This window comes from Tritonibacter sp. AK171 (assembly GCF_030127025.1).
In the GTDB taxonomy this organism is placed as follows: domain Bacteria; phylum Pseudomonadota; class Alphaproteobacteria; order Rhodobacterales; family Rhodobacteraceae; genus Epibacterium; species Epibacterium mobile.
Genome location: NZ_CP126134.1, coordinates 1,455,269 through 1,474,818, shown reverse-complemented (window position 1 = coordinate 1,474,818; position 19,550 = coordinate 1,455,269). Strand labels below are relative to the sequence as shown.

Here is a 19,550-nt window from a genome sequence, read left to right as displayed (position 1 = left end):
CCCAAACCGCGATGACATTGATCGAGCAAATTTTCTGGGGCGGTCTGTTTTTGTTTGTCTGTCTGGTCCTTGAGACGATCATGTTGCTTTGGTGTGCCGATGCGCTGCAACGTCACCGCGCGCGGTTCCAGCGCTATTCCGCGATGATGCACCAGACCGGCGTGCTTTTGATTTCCATCGGATTTGTGGTTGCGGCGCATACGGCCCAGATCTGGATCTGGTCGGCGGCCTTGCTCTTGAAGGCACAGACGTTCGAGACATGGAACACCGCAGTGTATTTTTCGGTCGCGACCTACACAACGCTGGGCTACGGCGACATTGTGCTGGATGAAGAACATCGGATTTTTGCTTCTTTTGCGGCGATGACCGGCATGTTGGCATTCGGGATCAGCACTGCTTTTTTGGTGGCGGTCATGCGTTCAGGGCTCGCCCATGGGCCGTTTCGTGATGAATAACAGGCAAAGCCTCTTTCGTTTTTAGGAGTTTACCATGGCAGCCGTGCAAAAACTCATGCAGGCAGTTCGGATATTGCGCCGCGCGCTTGGCCGGTTCGGAAGGAAAAATGCTTGGGTGTTGAGCAGCCACATCGCCATGTCGATGATGATGGCGCTGTTTCCGTTTGTTTTGTTCACGGTTGCCCTCAGCGGGGCGATCGCCAGCCTGTTTTCGCATCGCGTGGTGGTCGACGATGTGGTCGATCTGGTGTTTGGCAGCTGGCCGCAATCGGTGGCAGAGCCGATCACCCGCGAGGTTTACGCTGTCCTTGAAACCTCGGGCACCGGTTTGATGACGCTTGGGGGGGTGCTTGCGCTGTATTTCGCCTCCAACGGAGTTGATGCGATCCGCATAGCGATGCTCAGGGCCTATGGTCAGGAGGAAACGCGTCCATTTTGGAAACACCGGCTGATCTCCTTGGGCTTGGTCATCATGGGCGGGGCGGGGCTCTTGCTGACAGCGGTGTTTGAGCTGTTCCTGCCCTTGGGTGCCCGTTTTGTGGCACGGTTTTTTCCCGATCTCGACTTTCTGCGGGGCTGGGAGGATGGGGCCAATGGTCTGGTGGTCGCTGTGATCCCGGTCGCGGCGGTGTTTCTCTACCATCTGGTGCTGTTGCCTCGGCGCGAAACGGTTCGCCATATTCTGCCGGGCGCTGTGGTGACACTGCTGCTTTGGTGGGCCGCCGGAACGGGTTTTGCCCTCTATGTCTCTAGTTTTGCAAGCTATTCTGCGACATATGCCGGGTTGGCAGGGGCGATGGCGGCGCTGATTTTTCTCTATCTGAACGCTGCGATCCTGATCCTTGGGGCGGAAATCAATGGTGTCTTGCAAACCGACCGGCTCGCCGAGAAAGAATAGCGATATCGGCGTAAATTGTTGTGAAAGGCGCGGGTTGCGCCGCAATCCAGCCCTGCTTGTGTCGCCGTTGCTGGCCAGATCTGTGTCATCAGGACAGCATGAGGCAAACCATCATGTCACACAAGGTATCGGTCAAAGGGCGTGCACGCCTGCTTGAGCTTGCGCGAGTAAAGACTGACTGCGCCGTGTTCCGGCAATCCAAACCGGGTGAAGCGAAGCGCTATGGCGAAAAGGCTGATCTCTCTGCCATGCAAAACCTCAGGGATCTTGCAGTGCGTTCATTGCGCACGCCCTATTCGCGTCCAGTTTCGCGTTAGCCCAGGACGTTACCCCCGAAAACCAGTGGCGATGACGAATTTTTCAGAACTATCCGCCCGCGACGAGGGAGGCTTTACGTTGGCGACGGATTTAAACTTCTGCTTCAGGAGCTTTTGCAACTCGCCCTCGGCCCCACCCGCGAGCACTTTGGCAACAAAAGTGCCGCCTTCTTCAAGCACATCAAAGGCGAAATAGGCGGCGGTCTCGCATAGGGACATGATCCGCAAGTGGTCGGTCTGTTTATGGCCGGAGCTGGACGCGGCCATGTCGGACATCACCACATCGGCCTGACCGCCAAGCCATTCCTTGACCTGATCGTCAGCGCCTTCGTCCATAAAGTCGAGCTGATGAAACTCCGCGCCGGCAAGAGGTTCGACCTCTTGCAGATCGACGCCGATGAACCGTCCAATGGCTTTGCCGGATTTCTCGCCCAGCGCATTGATGCGCGGCACCGCCACCTGCGCCCAACCGCCCGGTGCACAGCCCAGATCCACAACCCGCGCTCCGGGAACCAGAAAGCGGTATTTGTCGTCGAGTTCCATGATCTTGAACGCCGCGCGACCGCGATACCCCTCGGCTTGCGCGCGTTTGACATAGGGGTCGTTCAACTGCCGTTGCAGCCAGCGCGTAGAACTGAGCCTGCGCCCGCGCGCGGTCTTGACCTTAACGGTCAGATCCCGCTGCCCACGGCCGGACGTGTTCTTTCCTGTCGGTTTCTTCGCCATGGTCTTTCCTCTTTCGCGTGCTCCGCAGCCTCAAGTCGCGGCTGAGGCGCTATAGCCGATCTCGCGCCGCTCAGAAAGGGCCGTCTTCCAACACGCCGTCCGCGCTCATTTGTGCATAGAGCAAGCCCTCGCGCAGACCGCGATCAGCGACCGACAAACGATCCGTGGGCCAGCAGCGCAAGAGTGCCTGCAAAATAGCGGCACCTGACATAATAAGCGCCTGTCGGTCTTCGCCAATTCTCGGATCGCGACGGCGGCCTTGGGGGCCAAGTTCCAGATAGCCGCGGATCACCTTGTCAATCTGATCGGATGTCATCCGCAGGCCATCGACCTTGGTTCGGTCATAGCGCTTGAGGCCCAGATGAGAGGCGGCAACTGTCGTGACCGTGCCGGAGGTGCCGACGATCTGAAAACCTTCGCGGGCCTGTTCGTCCTTATAGGGCGCGAAATCAGCGAGATGCTCCTCAAAATACCAGCTCATCAAGGCAAACCGCGCGGCGTCATCTTCAACATCGTTGAATTGATCCCGAAGCGTTGCCACGCCCAGTGGAACCGAGATCCAGTCCACAACCTTGGCTGCGGGAAACGGGCTTTCAACGGTGTGAAATCCGGCATGCAACCGCATGATGGCCGAAGGGCGGTCGCGGCGCGGAACGGAGGAAATGTCGATCCAGACCAACTCGGTCGAGCCGCCGCCGATATCCACCACCAGAAGCTGTTCGGTTTTTGTCGACACCAAGGGCGCGCATGAGATCACTGCTAGACGCGCCTCTTCCTCGGGTTGGATGATATCCATCGCGAGGCCGGTTTCACGTTTGATCTGACGCATGAAATCGCGCCCGTTTTTGGCGCGGCGACAGGCTTCTGTCGCGACGAGTCGCATGCGTTTTACGCGGTTTCTGCTGATTTTCTGCTGGCAGATGCGCAGCGCCTGAATGGTGCGCGCCATAGAGGAACGTGACAACCGCCCCGTCTTTTCCAGGCCGGAGCCGAGCTGCACCGACTTGGAAAAACTATCCACCACATGGAAACCGCTGCCCTTGGGTTGGGCAATCAGCATCCTGCAACTGTTGGTGCCAAGATCCAGCGCCGCATAAAGCGCATCTGGATCTGGCCGGGCCGGTACAGGGGTCTCAACCGCTCTGGGAAACGCTCCTGTACCTTTGGAACGCCTGGGCGCCATGAATCACGCCCTCCGATTATCGTGTTGAATTCACAGTACGTCCGCGCTGGCCTCACTGCAAGGGACTGTATCGGTTCAATAGTGGGAAAGCTGGATGTGCGCGGTGCGTGGCAATTCCAAAATTTGCAATCTGCGATCAAAGGGACAGAACCCTGCGCAAAAGTCGTAAACGTCGCTCCTCCCATCTTTGTTGTCGAAATCCGACGTACCGGACGCGAAACGTCAGACTAGAAACGCAGTACGACAGACGGAATGAGAGGAACGGCAATGCCCGACGTCACCATCGTATACTGGCGCGACATCCCGGCTCAGGTCATTGTGGGCAAGGGGCGGCGCGGTGCCAAACGTCAGCTCGAAGAACGGTTTGAGCAAGCGATTGATCGCGCAGCCATGAAGGTGAACGCCAAGGACAGCGACGCCTATCTGGCGGAGTGGCGCAAGGCCGCGCCGTTCAGCGTTGAGGGTGAGCCCGGTGACATTGCTGACTCTCAGGCCGCGCGTCTGGAGGAGGAATACGATCAAGAGCGGCTCAAGGCGCTGATCGCAAACGATGGCTGGGCATGACAGCCCTCAACGGATTATGGGAGGCCGCCATGGCTTTGCTGAACTTCAAAAAACGCGCGACTGAGACTGAGGTCACTGTAAACCCGGAAGTCGAGGCGTTCTTGCAGGATTATTCGATCGAAGTGATGCCGCGCACGGCGCAAAAGGTCGAGGATTTCCGCGAGCTGCTGCCAGCGGGCACCCGCGTTTACATCGCGCATATCGAAGGGACCCCGATTGAGGACATGGTCGCCACCGCCAAGCGCCTGAATGACGAAGGCTTTCCTGTGATGCCGCATTTTCCCGCGCGGATCATCAAGGACGAGGCGACACTGGCCGATTGGATTGCGCGGTATCAGGGCGAGGCCGATGTCAAACAAGCGCTGATGCTTGCTGGCGGTGTGGCGAAACCTCACGGAGCCTTCGACAGCTCCATGCAACTGTTGGAAACGGGCCTGTTCGACAAGGCAGGATTCACCAATCTTCATGTTGCAGGCCATCCTGAGGGCAATAAAGACATCGACCCCGATGGATCTATGAAGAACGTCTCCGAAGCACTTCAGTGGAAACAGAAATTCTCTGAGCGCACCGATGCTAAAATGGCTCTGGCGACCCAATTCGCCTTTGAGGCCAAGCCCATTATCGCATGGGCCAATGGTCTCAAGGAGGCAGGCGTCGATCTGCCGATTCACATCGGCATCGCCGGTCCTGCGAAGCTGCAGACGCTGATCAAATTTGCGATTGCCTGCGGTGTGGGCCCCTCGCTCAAGGTGCTGCAGAAACGTGCCATGGACGTCACCAAGCTGATGCTACCTTATGAGCCGACCGATGTTCTGACCGAGCTTGCCGCCCACAAGGCTGCAAACCCTGACTTTAACATCACCAACGTCCACTTCTTCCCCCTTGGTGGTATCAAGACCAACGCCACCTGGGCCATCAACAACGGCGGCGAGTCTGCACGCCCCGCTCAACAGCAAGGATAAACCATGACCCGTACTGTCGTAGAATCTAAGACAAAAACTGCTGTTCTGGGCTTTGATGAACCCTTCTGCGTGATCGGCGAACGCATCAATCCGACCGGCCGTAAGAAACTGGCTGCGGAGCTTGAAGCGGGCGACTTCTCAACCGTTGAAAAAGACGCGTTGGCGCAGGTGATGGCAGGGGCCAATATCCTCGATATCAATGCGGGTGTTGTTTACAACTCCAACCCGAACCCCAATGAGACCGAGCCGCCGCTGATGACCAAAATCGTCGAGCTGGTGCAGGGGCTTGTGGATATTCCGCTCTGCATCGACTCTTCGGTGCCGGGCGCGCTGGAGGCTGGTCTGGCTGCAGCAGAGGGGCGCCCGCTCTTGAACTCCGTCACTGGCGAGGAAGAGCGTCTGGAACTGGTTCTGCCACTGGTTAAGAAGTACAATGTGCCGGTGGTCGCGATCTCCAATGACGATACCGGTATCTCTGAAGATCCAGAGGTGCGTTTTGCAGTGGCAAAGAAAATTGTCGAGCGAGCAGCCGATTTTGGTATTCCAGCCCATGACATTGTGGTCGACCCGCTGGTCATGCCGATTGGTGCGATGGCCACGGCAGGTCAGCAGGTGTTTGCGCTCGTGCGCAAACTGCGTGAAGAGCTGGGCGTGAACACCACCTGTGGTGCATCGAATGTGTCATTTGGCTTGCCCAACCGTCACGGCATCAACAATGCGTTCCTGCCGATGGCCATGGGTGCGGGCATGACCTCTGCGATCATGAACCCGGTGGCGTTGCCAGTAACGCAAAAGGCGATTGCCGAGAAAAAAGAACAAGTGGCCGCCGCCGGTATCATCTTGCCCGAAGGTATGGATGATGAGACCTTTGTGACCATGTTTGGCCTTGGCTCCACGCAGCCGCGCGCAGGCAAGGAAATGGAGGCCATCCGCGCCGCCAATCTTCTGACCAATAACGACCCGCACGGGGGGGATTGGATCAAATTCAACAAAGCACCTTCTGCTGAAGGCGAGGGGGAAGGTCGTGGCCGTCGCGGTGGAGGTCGCCGCCGCCGCGCATGACGCATCCGTTCGCGCAAATGAAGCCGGGCACTTGCCCGGCTTTTTCTGTTAATGCCTTTGAATTGCATTACTTTTTCAGGTGATAGGTCAGAGCATTACGCACCAAGATTTCCAGTTTATCCAAGGGGAGACCGTCACCTGCGCAAAAATGGAGCGCGCGGTTGCCTTCATATTGGAAATCATCCGGGAACAGGATTTGAAAATCCGTCAGAAGCGTTGTCTGGCAATGGGTGTAAATGGCAAAACCGCCAGACTTGGGGATACCCAATCGGATCGTCGAGCCCGACTTGGTCTCGGGCGTCAGATAGGCGGGTTGCCCCCATTTCAGCGCTTCACTCAGGCGGCCAACTGCCGGTGTCTTTGCGGCGGTTTCAAAGATCAGGCTGCGTAACGACAGCAGTCCAGTTCGCTCTGGTTCAGGAAACGCGGCGAATGCGGACGCGATGTCATCGCTTGCAAATGCGGGGGAGGCGCGCGTCATTTTGATGCCCTTTCAGCGCTTAACAACTACGCTGCGACCCTATGGGGTGATATTTCTGAAGGCAACGAAGCTGTTAGCAGGGCACGGCCCGCACGTTTTAGCGAAATATCCAGGGAGTAAATGGCGGAGAGACAGGGATTCGAACCCTGGGTGCCCGTGAAGGCACAACGGTTTTCGAGACCGCCCCGTTCGACCACTCCGGCACCTCTCCGCGGGGGGTGTGAGGGCGTTTAAAGGTGATTTTCGCCGCGTGCAAGGGGCGATTTCACAGTTCGTTCAAGAAAGTCGAATTTTGGTTTGCGGTTAGGGTTTCTGCCCCTACATTTGCACTATGATCAAACCGATTTCAGCGCCGCTGCGCCCCGCCGCATTTGTGACAGCCCTGTTGAAAGGGATCTTTGTTGCCGCACTTAGTATCGTGGTTCTGCACCCCGCGAAGGCAGAGGCGGCAGACCGGGCGCAGATCAAAGCCTTCCTTGAGGTGACGGGGTTTGACGTCGCGCTTGATAGCATTGCGCAATCGGCGGGGGATGCGCCTAAAATTCTGGGCGCCGATGCAGGTGATTTTGGACTGGAGTGGGAGCGTCTCACGGCTGAGGTCTTTGACACAAACAAGATGCAGGCCACCGCACTGGATATTCTGGAAGAAACGCTCTCCTCCGATGCCCTATTTTTTGCAGCTGAGTTTTATGCCAGCGATTTAGGACAGCGTCTGGTCGAGGTCGAAAATGCCTCTCATATGAATGAAGACGGCGCTGGCACCGTGGAGGCCGGCGAGCGCATCGTCAGCAAGCTGGTGGCAGAGGGCGACCCGAGGGTCACGCTGTATCGGGATATGAATGTGGCCATTGGCGGCACCGAAACCGCCATTCGCGCGGTGCAGGAAATCCAGTTCCGCTTTTTGATGGCAGCGTCAGCCGCAGGCGTCATAGATATGCAGGTCGATGCTGATGGGTTGCGTGCGCTTATGAAAGCGCAAGAAGGCGAGATGCGGCGTCAGATGGCAGCATCGAGCCTTGCACAATCCGCATATATATATCGCGACTTTACGACCGATGAGGTCGCGGCCTATGTCAAAGCGCTGGAAAACCCGCTGATGCAGGAGGTCTATGAACTTCTGAATGCGATCCAATATGAAATTCAGGCCAATCGCTTTGAGGAACTCGCGCACCGTATGCGGGACTTGCAGCCCGTACAGGAGCTTTGATGTCCCATCCGGCCAGCGGCTGTGGATATTTTTGATCTGAGCCTGCGCTCGAGGGTTGACTTCTTATCTCAGTAAGGTCAAAAGCCCGCATCCCGGCCCGGACTCTCCGCGCCGGGGTTTTATTGTCATACCGTCCCGCACAAGGGGCGCGCTGTTCGAGGTGAGGGGGCGAGGCCCCGTCGCAAACGCCCGAAAGGGGACCGAAGGACGCGGGTAGAAAAGGAAAGACTGAAATGTTCGCAGTCCTTAAGACCGGCGGCAAGCAGTACAAAGTTCAGGCGGGCGATATGCTCCGCGTGGAAAAACTGGCTGCAGACGCTGGCGAAACCGTTCAATTCAATGACGTTCTGATGATCGGTGGCGATGCCCCCGTCGTTGGTGCTCCGTTTGTGTCCGGCGCTGCCGTGCAGGCGGAAGTGGTCGAACAGATCAAAGGTGACAAGGTCATCAAGTTCGTCAAACGTCGTCGTAAGCACTCATCCAAGCGTACTGTCGGTCACCGTCAGAAGCTGACCCTGGTCAAGATCACCGAGATCCTGTCCTCTGGTGCGGATGCCTCCGGCGTGAAAGTGGCAACCGGTAAAGGCGATGCAGCTCCTGCTGCGAAAGCCGCGCCGAAAGCCAAGGCTGCCAAAGCTGCTGCACCCGCAGCTGCTGCTGGTTCCGACGATCTGACCCAGCTGACCGGTGTTGGCCCTGCCGCCGCCAAGAAGCTGGAGGCCGCTGGCCTCACCACCTTCGCTCAGATCGCAGCCTTGTCCGAAGCGGATATTGCTGGTATCGACGCCGTCAAGATCAAACCCGAGTGGGTTGAGCAGGCCAAAGAGCTGGCTCAAGGCTAAGGAGAGACAAGAATGGCACATAAAAAAGCTGGCGGTTCGTCCCGTAACGGTCGCGACTCCGCAGGTCGTCGTCTTGGCGTGAAACTTTATGGTGGTCAGTCTGCAATCGCGGGCAACATCATCGTGCGTCAGCGCGGCACCAAGTTCTGGCCGGGCGAAGGCGTTGGTATTGGCAAAGATCACACCATCTTTGCGACCGCCAACGGCAACGTGACCTTCCACAAGGGCCTCAAAGGCCGCACCTTTATTTCGGTTCTCCCGGCGGCGGAGGCCGCTGAGTAAACCGAACCCAAAGGGTAATAAAATCTTCAGGGGGATCGGTTAAAAGACCGGTCCCTCTTTTCGTTTTTGGATGGATCTGTCGGATCGTAACGCAAGTGCGTGAAAACGTGACTTGTTTCCTATTCCGACACTTCCCATCTCATCGGCAAGGGGATGGAGGAGTACAAGTCCCCAGAATACCTGAGTGTATTTGCCGAAGTTTGAGTTTCTTGAGGAGGAGCGTGGTTATGGGTTTGGACCAAACGGATCAGCAAGCCATCATTGAGGCAGATCGCTTTGATCTGCGGCCTTTGCGTCCGTCGGATGCGGGTCTGATTGAACACTACGCCGGAGATGCGCGCATCGCAAAGATGACCGCGCCGATCCCGCATCCCTATCCGCCGGGCGCGGCTGAGGCCTATGTCAAACGCGGCATTGAGGCCGAGCAGGGGGAGTTCATCTGGGCGATGGATGGCACCAAGGATGGCAGCCCGGAGCTGATGGGGGTGATCTCGCTGAAATCCATGGATCGCAACCAGTCCGAGGTTGGCTATTGGGTCGCGCCGCCGTTCTGGAATACGGGGCTTGCGTCGATGGCTGTTCAGTTGCTGGTAGAGGCCAACCCCTTGGGTGATGCAACGATGTTTGCAAGCGTGTTTCAGGACAACCCGGCGTCGGCGCGGGTGCTTGCGCATTGCGGGTTCGAGTATCTTGGCGATGCAGAGGATTTCTGCGTTGCGCGCGATGCCAATGTTCCAACATGGACCTACAGCCGCAAGCTCTGATCCAGAGATCAAAGGCAACACCACTCGCGGGCGCGCCATCGGACGGGTCCGCGTTTTTGTGTCTCGTCCCGCAGATCGGCCATGCAGGCAGAACAACAGACGCAGGGTTGAGCCATCCCCTGAATTAAAGTATTGGCGATCCAACTCGAACACAGAGGCTTACTCATGAAATTCCTCGATCTGGCAAAGGTCTACATTCGCTCCGGCGCCGGCGGGAACGGTTGCGTCAGTTTCCGGCGTGAGAAATACATCGAATACGGTGGCCCCGATGGCGGTGACGGCGGCAAGGGCGGCTCGGTCTGGGCCGAGGCCGTGGATGGGCTGAACACGCTCATCGATTTCCGCTACCAGCAGCATTTCTTTGCAAAAAACGGCCAGTCCGGCATGGGGCGTCAGCGCTCCGGCAAGGACGGTGACGATATTATTTTGCGGGTTCCTGTGGGCACGGAGATCCTCGACGAGGACGAAGAAACAGTTCTGGCCGACCTCACCGAAGTCGGCGAGCGCGTGCTGCTGGCCAAGGGCGGGAATGGTGGCTTTGGAAACCTGCATTTTAAGTCCTCCACCAACCAAGCCCCTCGGCGGGCGAATTCCGGTCAGGAATGTGTTGAGCGCACAATCTGGCTGCGGCTGAAGCTGATCGCGGATGCGGGACTTTTGGGCTTGCCGAACGCGGGCAAGTCGACGTTCCTGTCGTCGACGTCTAACGCGCGGCCAAAGATTGCAGATTATCCCTTCACCACATTGCACCCGAACCTCGGGGTGGTGGGGATTGATAACACTGAATTCGTGATGGCGGATATTCCCGGCCTGATCGAAGGCGCACACGAGGGCCGTGGCATCGGTGACCGCTTCCTTGGCCATGTGGAACGCTGCGCGGTGTTGCTGCATCTGGTCGACGGCACATCTGAAACCGTGGCCGAGGACTACCGAACCATCATCAACGAGCTTGAGGCCTATGGCGGTGAGCTTGCCAATAAGCCCCGGGTGACGGCGCTGAACAAGATCGACGCGCTGGATGATGAGGAACGTGCCGAGGCGCGTGCCGCGCTTGAGGCTGAGGTGGGCGCACCGGTGCGGATCATGTCCAGCGTCAGCCGCGAGGGTCTTGACGAGGTGCTGCGGGCCGTACGGGCCGAGATCGACGATGACCGCCTGCGGATCAAACAGGCGGAGGCGTCCGAGGAGGAGGACACCCCTTGGCAGCCCTAAACACGGCGCGTCGCGTCGTCATCAAGATCGGCTCTGCGCTGCTGGTGGATCGCGCCAGCGGCGCGTTGCGGCAGGACTGGCTCCTGTCACTGGCGCAGGATGTTGCGCGCCTGAAAGAGCAGGGCAAGGATGTGATCCTCGTGTCTTCGGGGTCGATTGCGCTGGGGCGCGGTGCATTGGGTCTGCCGCGTGCGGATCTGCCGCTGGAGCAATCGCAGGCCGCCGCTGCCGTGGGCCAAATCCGCCTCGCGCGCGCCTATGAAGAGGCGCTGGCCCCGCATGGCATAACCACCGCGCAGGTGCTGGTGACGCTGGAGGACAGCGAAAACCGCCGCCGTTACCTCAATTCCCGCGCCACGCTGGAGACGCTGATCGGGCTGGGCGCGGTGCCCATCGTCAATGAAAACGACACCATCGCCACCGACGAGATCCGCTATGGCGACAATGATCGCCTTGCGGCGCAGGTCGCGGTGACGGTGGAGGCGGATGTCTTGATCCTGCTGTCGGATGTGGACGGGTTCTACAGCGCCAATCCGGCGCTTGATCCCCACGCCAAGCGGTTTGATCGCATCGAAACCATCACGCCCCAAATTGAGGCGATGGCGGGTGACGGGGTCTCTGGCCTGTCCAAGGGCGGTATGATCACCAAACTGCTGGCAGCCAAGATGGCGACCGCTGCGGGCTGTGCCATGGCGATCACCGAAGGATCGGTGATGTCGCCGGTTGCTGCGCTTGAGGCGGGTGCGCCCTCGACGTGGTTCACCGCCCAAGGGGACCCGCAGGTGGCGCGCAAACGCTGGATCGCCGCAATGAAGACCCGCGGTGTGATCACCGTGGACGAGGGCGCCGCCAAGGCGCTGCAAAATGGAAACAGTCTGCTGCCCGCAGGGGTGCGTCATGTGGAGGGTGACTTTGGCCGCGGGGATCCGCTGGCCATCCTCGGCCCAGACGGGCGCAAACTGGGGCAGGGGCTTAGCCGGTACACGGCAGAGGAAGCCCGCGCCATCCAGGGGCATCGCTCCGCTGATATCGAGGACATCCTCGGTTATGCGGGGCGCGCAGCCTTGATCCATCGGGATGACATGGCGCTTTGATCCTGTCATTCTGAGCATGCGAGATTTCCCGCCGCCGCGTGATGTGGCGGTGCGGCTCGGACCCCGCCTGGGGAAGCAAAGGGCAAAGACATGAAAGATCTGGAAAATATTCCCGCGCTGATGACAGACATCGGCACGCGCGCCAAAGCGGCTGCGCAACAGCTCGCCACCGCCAGCGCGGCACAGAAAGCACAGGCGTTGAACGCTGCCGCAGATGAGGTCTGGGCCAAGCGCGAAGACATTATCGCTGCCAATGCCAAGGATCTGGAGTTTGGCCGCGAAAAAGGCCTGTCCTCCGCGATGATGGACCGGCTGATGCTGGATGAGGCGCGTATTCAGGGCATCGTCGATGGGTTGCGCGCTGTTGCGGCGCAGGATGACCCCGTCGGCGCGGTGATGGAAGAATGGACGCAGCCCACCGGCCTGCGTATCCAACGCGTGCGCACACCGCTTGGGGTGATCGGCGTGATCTATGAAAGCCGCCCTAATGTGACAGCGGACGCGGGCGCGCTGTGCCTCAAATCCGGCAACGCGGTGATCCTGCGCGGCGGCTCTGAGAGCCTGTGTTCAGCGCAGGCGATCCATGGCTGTCTGGCCGCCGGGCTGCGAAGTGCAGGTTTGCCCGAGGACGCCGTGCAACTGGTGCCGACCCGTGATCGTGCGGCGGTGCAGGAGCTTTTGACCATGACCGACTATGTGGATGTGATCGTTCCGCGTGGCGGCAAGGGGCTGGTGGGGCTGGTGCAGCGCGAGGCCCGCGTGCCGGTCTTTGCCCATCTTGAGGGCATCGTACACATCTACATCGACAAACACGCCGACCGCAAAAAGGCGATCGATGTGGTCCTGAACGCCAAGACCCGGCGCACCGGCATCTGCGGTGCTGCGGAATGCCTGCTGATCCATCAGGATGTGGCCGAAACCATCGGCAAGGATGTGCTGGACCTGCTCGCCATGGGCGGGGTCGAAATCCACGCCGAAGAGGGCTTGCCCGGCCCGGACAGCATGCAGGTCGCCACGTCCGAGGATTGGGGCAAGGAATACCTTGATGCGATTATCGCTGCCAAGAAGGTGGCAAGCATCGACGAGGCGATTGCCCATATCCGCACCTATCACTCGGCCCACACCGATTGCATCATTACCGAGGATGACGCAGCCGTGGCGCAGTTCTTCGCAGAGCTGGACAGCGCGATCCTGATGCACAATGCCTCCACCCAGTTTGCCGATGGCGGCGAGTTCGGCATGGGGGCGGAGATCGGCATTGCCACCGGCAAGATGCATGCCCGTGGTCCGGTCGGGGCGACGCAGCTGACCAGTTTCAAATATCTGGTGCGCGGCGACGGCACCGTGCGCAAATAGTCCCGCAAATAAGAAACGCCGCTGAGATGATCAGCGGCGTTTTTTATAGTGCAATCAGGATCGTTTAGAAGCTGATCGAGATCTTCTCTGCCGATTGGCTGAACGACAACTGACGACCGGCTTCTTTGGCCGCTTCGGGCAGCAGCGCGAATTGCACCAGTGCCGGGGTAATCTCGAACTTGGGTGTGTCTGACGCAAGACCCGACCAAAGATCTTCGTCGACATTGATCTTGCGACCTTCGCCGGTCACGGTCCAGCCGTCGGTGCTTCGTAGGATCTGGATGGTGCCGCCATAGGGGAGCGCACTCTCAAGGCAGAGACCGGCGAGAAACGCCATACGGACATCGCGCCGCGCTGCCGCCTCTTGCGAGGACCAGTTATATTTGATGCGCCCACCTTTGCTGACATCACCGAGCACGCTCATGATTTCCATCCGGCCAAGCTCCTGTTCGCCCGCAGAACCAAAGGCCACGCGGAAAAAGCGAATACGGGCGTTGGCGTTGTTCACACTGTCGGAGATCAGCTCCAGCTCGGGACCTTCTAACGAGTTGGACATGCCGAGCAGTTCCAGACCGTTGTTAATCGCCCCGACAGGGCTGATCAGATCGTGGCAAATTCGTGAGCCTACCAATGCGGCCAGATTGGCGTTATCTACACTCATAACTTTCCTCCAATAGGGCCACTCAAACTATGAATGACCTCAATGCGATCCTGGCACCCGGCATGTTTGTCCGACATCCCAACCACCCGGACTGGGGCTTGGGGCAAGTACAGTCAAACGTGGGCGGCAAGATCACTGTCAATTTTCCCGACCAGGGCAAAGTCGTCTTTGACGGCGCGCGTATTGCCCTTGTTCCAGTCTTTGATCCGTAAAAACGGTTTATGAAAGGTTAACCAAACGCATACAAGTGTGCATAAAACTTGCGCGCGAATATGCCTATGGGCTATTTGCCCGCCACAAATCAAGGGTAGAGCAGAACCATGCACGATGGCGCGCCACAGTTTTCCGTGCGGATGGCGGAAACCGATGAAGATCTAAGAGCGGCGCAAGCTCTGCGCTATGAGGTGTTCGTGCGCGAGCTTGGCGGCAGTGGCGATCTGGTGGATCATGATGCGGGCCTCGAGCAGGACCAGTTTGATCCATACTTCGATCACATGCTGGTCAGCGACGATACCTCTGGAGAAGTGGTCGGTGTTTACCGGCTTTTGCGTAGCGATCAGGCGGAACGTTTGGGGCGGTTTTATTCCGAAGATGAATATGACCTCACACCGCTGCGCCAATCCGGTCGTAAACTGCTGGAGTTGGGGCGGTCTTGTCTACATGCTGACTATCGCGGCGGCATGGCGATGTTTCACCTCTGGAACGGGCTTGCGGCCTATGTCGCGGACCATGAAATTGACGTGCTATTTGGGGTGGCTTCCTTTCATGGCACCGACGCGTCGTCGCTTCGGCAACCCTTGTCGATGCTCCACGCCAACCACCTCGCGCCCGAAGATTTGCGCGTAAAGTCAAAAGTCTACCAGTCGATGGATCTGCTGGGGGCCGATCAGATTGATCGCCGCACCGCGATGCTGGAGACACCTGCGCTGATCAAGGCCTATCTGAGGCTTGGCGGTTTCGTTGGCGATGGCGCTTATGTGGATCATGAATTTAACACAACGGATGTCTGTTTGATCCTCGATACGGCACGGATGAATGAACGCCAGAGCCGTATTTACACGCGTGGAACCACCACCGGATGAGTGTCAGCTGGCACAGTGAAACACCACCTGAGCAGATCCGTATCTCTGCGATGGGATGGGTCAGGGTCGGGCTGCGCGGAGCGGTACTGGCGACGTTGGTCTTTGGCTGCCTTGCGCTTCTTTTGTTGGTGCGGCTGTTTGAAAGGCCGCTGTGTGGCGTGAAACGCCCCGTGACCCCTTATATAACGATGTTTGTCTGCCGAAACGCGTTTCGCATTCTGGGCATGGGGTTCAGCGCAACGGGGGCGCAGATGCGTGAACCCGGCATCGTTGTGGCAAATCATTCCTCGTGGCTCGATATTTTTGCGCTCAATGCCAAAAAACGGATCTATTTTGTTTCAAAGTCCGAAGTCGCAGGCTGGCCCGGTATTGGCTGGCTGGCACGGGCGACGGGTACGGTGTTTATTGAGCGAAACCGCGCCAAGGCCAGTGAGCAAAAAGCGCTCTTTGCGGAGCGGTTGAAAGCGGGTCACAAGCTGCTGTTTTTCCCAGAGGGAACCTCCACCGATGGGCGGCGGGTCTTGCCGTTCAAGACCACACTGTTTGCATCGCTCTTTGAGGAAGACCTACGGGATCTATTATATGTGCAGCCGGTCTCTGTGGTGTTTCACGCCCCCAAAGGCCGAGAGCCGCGTTTTTACGGCTGGTGGGGCGATATGGATTTTGGCTCGCATCTCCTGAAAGTGCTGTCCGCAGAGACACAGGGCAGAGTAGAGCTGCGTTACCATGCGCCGGTCCGCGTTGCCGATTTTTCAAATCGCAAGGCGTTGGCCGCTCATTGCGAAGAGATCGTTCGCGAGGGGCATGATACACTCACGGCGAAGGGCGAACCGCTGCTTGATGGGTGAGGGACGCGCTTTTGCGCTTGCGCTGTGTGCGAAGCTGCCTTATACGCGCGCCATCGAACCCGCAGGCGGGGTTTGGCCTGTTCAGGGGAGACATCCCTGACAGACCGCCGGTTGGACACATATGTGTCTGAACCCCCGCTGAGGATAAAACCGGAAAGGAAAGAATAGCATGGCTCTTCCCGAGTTCACCATGCGTCAGCTGCTGGAAGCTGGCGTTCACTTTGGTCACCAGACTCAGCGTTGGAACCCCCGCATGGGGCCGTTCATCTACGGCGCGCGCAACGGCATCCACATCATGGACCTCACGCAGACTGTTCCGATGTTGGATCAGGCTCTGACCGCGATCCGTGACACCGTTGCCAAAGGTGGCCGCGTTCTCTTCGTTGGTACCAAGCGTCAGGCGGCAGCGCCGATCGCAGAAGCCGCAGAGAAATCCGCTCAGTACTACATGAACCACCGCTGGCTCGGTGGCACGCTGACCAACTGGAAAACCGTTTCCCAGTCGATCAACCGCCTGAAGGAAATCGACGAGCGTATGGCTGCGGGTGCCGAAGGCCTGACCAAGAAAGAGCGTCTGGGCATGGAGCGTGACCAAGAGAAGCTGCAAGCGTCTCTCGGCGGTATCCGTGACATGGGCGGCGTTCCTGACCTGCTGTTCGTCATCGACGTGAAAAAAGAAGCACTGGCCATCGCAGAAGCCAACAAACTGGGTATTCCGGTTGTGGCGATTGTCGACACCAACTGCTCCCCCGATGGTGTAGACTACATCATCCCGGGCAACGATGACGCAGCGCGCGCGATCTCGCTCTACTGCGATCTGGTTGCACGTGCAGCACTGGACGGCATGTCCGCTCAGCTCGGCGCTGCCGGTGTTGACCTCGGTGCTCTGGAAGAAGCACCTGTCGAGGAAGCCGTCGCTGAAGAAGCAGCTGACGCCTGATCTGACAGCGTGTCATCGATTTGACATGTGGGGCAGGGTAGACCTGCCCCAAACCGCATTTGACTTGAGGAGAGCCTAAGATGGCAATCACTGCAGCAATGGTGAAAGAACTGCGCGAATCCACCGGCGCAGGCATGATGGACGCGAAAAAAGCACTGGTCGAAAACGACGGCGACATGGAAGCTGCCGTTGACTGGCTGCGCACCAAGGGCCTCGCAAAAGCGGCCAAGAAATCCGGCCGTACCGCCGCAGAAGGCCTCGTGGCCGTGGTCGTCGATGGCGGCAAAGGTGTTGCTGTTGAGGTGAACTCCGAAACCGACTTCGTTGCGAAAAACGGCGAGTTCCAGACAATGGTTGCTGGCATTGCCAAAGCAGCCCTGTCCGTGAACACCGTTGAAGAGCTGGCAGAAGCGGATCTGGGCGGCAAAACCGTTGCCACCACCCTGACCGACAAGATCGCCACGATCGGCGAGAACATGACCCTGCGCCGCATGGCGAAGCTGGAAGGCGAGACCGTTGTGTCCTACGTGCACAACGCAGCTGCCGACGGCATGGGCAAAATCGGCGTTCTGGTTGCAATGACCGGTGGCGATGAGGCGATTGGCAAGCAGGTCGCGATGCACATCGCAGCTGTGAACCCGGCCGCTCTCTCTGAGGCCGATCTGGATCCGGCCATCGTCGAAAAAGAGCGTCAGGTTCAAATCGACATCGCCCGTGAATCCGGCAAGCCTGAGCAGGTCATCGAGAAGATGATCGACGGTCGCATGAAGAAATTCGTTGCTGAATCCACCCTGCTGAACCAGCAGTTCGTGGTGAACCCGGACCTGACCGTGGAAGCCGCAGCCAAGGAAGCGGGCGCCACCATCACCGGCTTCATCCGTGTAGAAGTTGGCGAAGGCATCGAAGTCGAAAAAGAAGACTTCGCAGCCGAAGTGGCCAAAGCCGCTCAGGGCTAATCGCCTTAGCGCGTATTGCTCAGCAAGAAATACCAAACGCCCCCGTCGCCTGTCTGGCTTCGGGGGCGTTTTTGTGTGAGATGCAAAAATGGACGCTGCAACTGCGCTGGCTGCGGTTGTCACGAAGCAGAGAATATCTGTTTGAAAAGAGTTGGTTCCGGTCATCGGTGCGGAAAAATACACACCAATAACCGGACAGGTCAGAGAGCCCTGTCAATATCAGGGGTCGTTTCCCAAAGTTCCCAGGCTTAGCCACCACTCACGGAACGTCGCTATCCTGAGGGTTAGAGAACTTTCCGTAAAGTCAGCTTTTCCTTACCATTAGAGAGGGTTACTACATCTTTTGCACATCAAATTGTCATGCCTGTGTTGCAATCAGACGCTGACTTTCTGGTGACGACTGTGCCCGATGATAACCGGGGGTGATCAGTGTTCGACCGCGTACATCTGATTGTGTAATGCAGCCTTCAGAACCGCCTGCGCCGTGGTCTCAACACAGAGCGATTCACGTGCAAGCCGCAAATGCTTTTCAATGGTTGCAGGTGTGAGCCCCATCAGCAAAGCAATGTCCTGCGTGGTCTTGCCATCCCCGACCCATTGCAGAACCTCGCGCTGGCGCTTTGTCAGGGCGCGATTGGGGGCGTGGTAGGGCAGGGTGAGGATCTTTAGATGTGCCACATTGTTCATCAGCACAATGTCAGAGCCATGCTCCGCCCAGATCTGTTCAATTGCGTCCTGATCAAGCCCGGGGCGCGCGGCCAATGAAATCGCGCCCTTAAATCGGTCCGTCGCGGAGTTGAAGCTGATCGTGTAGCCGGCGCAGACATTCATGGCCTGATTGAACTCATGGACCTTGCGCGCCTTGCAGTCCAACAGTCCCTGAGCCGCCATATCCTGCGCGGCGCGCCAGCTTGCATGGCCCTCATTCTCCAACGCCCATGTCAGCATTGGAGCATGAGAATAAAGACCATCAACGAGAAATCCCTGCAAATACTCTGGGCTGTGGTTCGACAAAACAACAAAGTCATCAGGATCGCCCAGCGAGGTGCGGGTTTTGAACAGCGTGTAGCCGTAAAGGAGACGATCAAACCCGTAGCGGTTCATCTGGCTCACATGCGCGTGCCACAGTTCCTCAATGGTTTTGAACTGGGTCAGTTGGTGCAGGTATTCGGACGGGGTCATGACCCGCTACTCCGCGCGCAATGCTGAACAAGAGCATCCATCGCCATTAGGTAGCCAAAGGAGCCAAAGCCGCAGATCTGGCCGATCACAGCTTTGGAGATATAAGAGGTCTGGCGGAAGGATTCGCGGGCATGGATATTGGACAGGTGAACTTCCACAGCCGGGAGGTCCACGGAATAGATCGCATCCATTAGCGCAACAGATGTGTGGGTATAGGCGCCAGCATTCAGAATGATCCCATCATGCGTGCCTTTTGCCGCATGGATCATGTCCAACAGCGCCCCTTCGTGATTGGACTGGTGACACGCGACGTCGATCCCGAGCTTGACCCCGTGCTGACGGCACGACTCCTCCACCATTGCCAGTGTCTCGGCTCCGTACACTTCTGGCTGCCGTGTGCCCAACAGGTTGAGGTTCGGCCCATTCAGGATCAATACACTCTTCATTTTTTTGCCCTTTCATGGCGCGCTGTGAGG

Annotated in this window: 23 protein-coding genes and 1 tRNA gene; 17 read left to right on the top strand and 7 right to left on the bottom strand. The window is 58.2% G+C overall.

Annotation, left to right across the window (positions count from 1 at the left end; genetic code table 11):
• Window positions 1-11: 11 nt before the first annotated feature.
• Window positions 12-455: a potassium channel family protein gene (locus QNI81_RS07015; RefSeq protein WP_126137031.1), complete on the top strand. Its 444-nt coding sequence runs from the start codon at window positions 12-14 to the stop codon at window positions 453-455.
• Window positions 456-489: 34 nt separating this feature from the next.
• Window positions 490-1,353: a YihY/virulence factor BrkB family protein gene (locus QNI81_RS07010; RefSeq protein ID WP_283967796.1), complete on the top strand. Its 864-nt coding sequence runs from the start codon at window positions 490-492 to the stop codon at window positions 1,351-1,353.
• Window positions 1,354-1,679: 326 nt separating this feature from the next.
• Here QNI81_RS07010 and QNI81_RS07005 read toward each other — a convergent pair whose 3' ends face one another.
• Complete coding sequence (locus tag QNI81_RS07005) at window positions 1,680-2,396, bottom strand: RlmE family RNA methyltransferase (protein ID WP_005611289.1); 717 nt, start codon at window positions 2,394-2,396, stop codon at window positions 1,680-1,682.
• A gap of 70 nt (window positions 2,397-2,466) precedes the next feature.
• Complete coding sequence (locus QNI81_RS07000) at window positions 2,467-3,579, bottom strand: Ppx/GppA phosphatase family protein (protein WP_005611288.1); 1,113 nt, start codon at window positions 3,577-3,579, stop codon at window positions 2,467-2,469.
• Window positions 3,580-3,846: 267 nt separating this feature from the next.
• Here QNI81_RS07000 and QNI81_RS06995 point away from each other — a divergent pair, with 267 nt between their 5' ends.
• Genes QNI81_RS06995 through QNI81_RS06985 form a run of 3 tightly spaced genes read left to right on the top strand, consistent with a single transcriptional unit; the run spans window position 3,847 to window position 6,167 of the window.
• A complete protein-coding gene (locus QNI81_RS06995; RefSeq protein WP_065324023.1) occupies window positions 3,847-4,143 on the top strand; it encodes a virulence factor in 297 nt (98 codons plus the stop codon).
• Window positions 4,144-4,172: 29 nt separating this feature from the next.
• Window positions 4,173-5,105, top strand: coding sequence for a methylenetetrahydrofolate reductase (locus QNI81_RS06990; protein WP_065329440.1), 933 nt, complete (start codon window positions 4,173-4,175; stop codon window positions 5,103-5,105).
• Window positions 5,106-5,108: 3 nt separating this feature from the next.
• Complete coding sequence (locus tag QNI81_RS06985) at window positions 5,109-6,167, top strand: dihydropteroate synthase (protein WP_110363719.1); 1,059 nt, start codon at window positions 5,109-5,111, stop codon at window positions 6,165-6,167.
• 67 nt (window positions 6,168-6,234) lie between these two features.
• Here QNI81_RS06985 and QNI81_RS06980 read toward each other — a convergent pair whose 3' ends face one another.
• Window positions 6,235-6,648: a DUF1801 domain-containing protein gene (locus tag QNI81_RS06980; RefSeq protein WP_283967795.1), complete on the bottom strand. Its 414-nt coding sequence runs from the start codon at window positions 6,646-6,648 to the stop codon at window positions 6,235-6,237.
• A 121-nt stretch (window positions 6,649-6,769) separates the two neighbouring features.
• Window positions 6,770-6,859 (bottom strand) — tRNA-Ser (locus QNI81_RS06975).
• Window positions 6,860-6,979: 120 nt separating this feature from the next.
• On the opposite strand from QNI81_RS06975, the gene QNI81_RS06970 reads away from it, so the two are divergent.
• The 7 genes from QNI81_RS06970 (at window position 6,980) to QNI81_RS06940 (ending at window position 13,405) form a co-directional block, all read left to right on the top strand.
• Complete coding sequence (locus QNI81_RS06970; RefSeq protein ID WP_110363723.1) at window positions 6,980-7,855, top strand: DUF2059 domain-containing protein; 876 nt, start codon at window positions 6,980-6,982, stop codon at window positions 7,853-7,855.
• Window positions 7,856-8,088: 233 nt separating this feature from the next.
• Window positions 8,089-8,697, top strand: a complete 609-nt coding sequence (locus QNI81_RS06965) for a 50S ribosomal protein L21 (RefSeq protein ID WP_009179145.1) — start codon at window positions 8,089-8,091, stop codon at window positions 8,695-8,697.
• A 12-nt stretch (window positions 8,698-8,709) separates the two neighbouring features.
• Window positions 8,710-8,979, top strand: a complete 270-nt coding sequence (rpmA, locus tag QNI81_RS06960) for a 50S ribosomal protein L27 (protein ID WP_005611266.1) — start codon at window positions 8,710-8,712, stop codon at window positions 8,977-8,979.
• A gap of 227 nt (window positions 8,980-9,206) precedes the next feature.
• Complete coding sequence (locus tag QNI81_RS06955; protein WP_005611264.1) at window positions 9,207-9,743, top strand: GNAT family N-acetyltransferase; 537 nt, start codon at window positions 9,207-9,209, stop codon at window positions 9,741-9,743.
• A gap of 165 nt (window positions 9,744-9,908) precedes the next feature.
• Window positions 9,909-10,955 (top strand): GTPase ObgE, encoded by a 1,047-nt coding sequence (gene obgE, locus QNI81_RS06950; RefSeq protein ID WP_110363725.1) that lies wholly within the window; start codon window positions 9,909-9,911, stop codon window positions 10,953-10,955.
• Window positions 10,943-12,049 carry a glutamate 5-kinase gene (gene proB, locus QNI81_RS06945; RefSeq protein WP_283967794.1) on the top strand — a complete coding sequence of 369 codons (1,107 nt, stop codon included), beginning with the start codon at window positions 10,943-10,945 and terminating at the stop codon, window positions 12,047-12,049. The genes obgE and proB overlap by 13 nt, the downstream gene beginning before the upstream one ends.
• Before the next feature lie 90 nt (window positions 12,050-12,139).
• The gene (locus tag QNI81_RS06940; protein ID WP_283967793.1) at window positions 12,140-13,405 is read left to right on the top strand and encodes a glutamate-5-semialdehyde dehydrogenase; all 1,266 of its coding nucleotides are present in this window, start codon (window positions 12,140-12,142) and stop codon (window positions 13,403-13,405) included.
• Between the two features lie 64 nt (window positions 13,406-13,469).
• On the opposite strand, the gene QNI81_RS06935 is transcribed toward QNI81_RS06940, so the two are convergent.
• Complete coding sequence (locus tag QNI81_RS06935) at window positions 13,470-14,066, bottom strand: histidine phosphotransferase family protein (RefSeq protein WP_283967792.1); 597 nt, start codon at window positions 14,064-14,066, stop codon at window positions 13,470-13,472.
• A gap of 29 nt (window positions 14,067-14,095) precedes the next feature.
• On the opposite strand from QNI81_RS06935, the gene QNI81_RS06930 reads away from it, so the two are divergent.
• The 5 genes from QNI81_RS06930 (at window position 14,096) to tsf (ending at window position 17,892) form a co-directional block, all read left to right on the top strand.
• Window positions 14,096-14,278 (top strand): DUF3553 domain-containing protein, encoded by a 183-nt coding sequence (locus tag QNI81_RS06930; protein ID WP_005615470.1) that lies wholly within the window; start codon window positions 14,096-14,098, stop codon window positions 14,276-14,278.
• Window positions 14,279-14,386: 108 nt separating this feature from the next.
• Complete coding sequence (olsB, locus tag QNI81_RS06925; protein WP_283967791.1) at window positions 14,387-15,148, top strand: L-ornithine N(alpha)-acyltransferase; 762 nt, start codon at window positions 14,387-14,389, stop codon at window positions 15,146-15,148.
• The gene (gene olsA / locus QNI81_RS06920; protein WP_283967790.1) at window positions 15,145-15,996 is read left to right on the top strand and encodes a lyso-ornithine lipid O-acyltransferase; all 852 of its coding nucleotides are present in this window, start codon (window positions 15,145-15,147) and stop codon (window positions 15,994-15,996) included. Before olsB ends, olsA begins: the two co-directional genes overlap by 4 nt.
• 169 nt (window positions 15,997-16,165) lie before the next feature.
• Window positions 16,166-16,936, top strand: a complete 771-nt coding sequence (gene rpsB, locus QNI81_RS06915) for a 30S ribosomal protein S2 (RefSeq protein ID WP_009179269.1) — start codon at window positions 16,166-16,168, stop codon at window positions 16,934-16,936.
• An 80-nt stretch (window positions 16,937-17,016) separates the two neighbouring features.
• Complete coding sequence (gene tsf, locus QNI81_RS06910) at window positions 17,017-17,892, top strand: translation elongation factor Ts (RefSeq protein WP_009178823.1); 876 nt, start codon at window positions 17,017-17,019, stop codon at window positions 17,890-17,892.
• 426 nt (window positions 17,893-18,318) lie between these two features.
• Here the strand turns inward: tsf and QNI81_RS06905 are convergent, their stop codons facing one another.
• Together QNI81_RS06905 and aroQ are read right to left on the bottom strand one after the other, a co-directional pair.
• Window positions 18,319-19,074, bottom strand: coding sequence for a helix-turn-helix transcriptional regulator (locus tag QNI81_RS06905; RefSeq protein WP_168576804.1), 756 nt, complete (start codon window positions 19,072-19,074; stop codon window positions 18,319-18,321).
• Window positions 19,071-19,520, bottom strand: coding sequence for a type II 3-dehydroquinate dehydratase (gene aroQ, locus QNI81_RS06900; RefSeq protein ID WP_009178967.1), 450 nt, complete (start codon window positions 19,518-19,520; stop codon window positions 19,071-19,073). Before aroQ ends, QNI81_RS06905 begins: the two co-directional genes overlap by 4 nt.
• Window positions 19,521-19,550 lie beyond the last annotated feature (30 nt).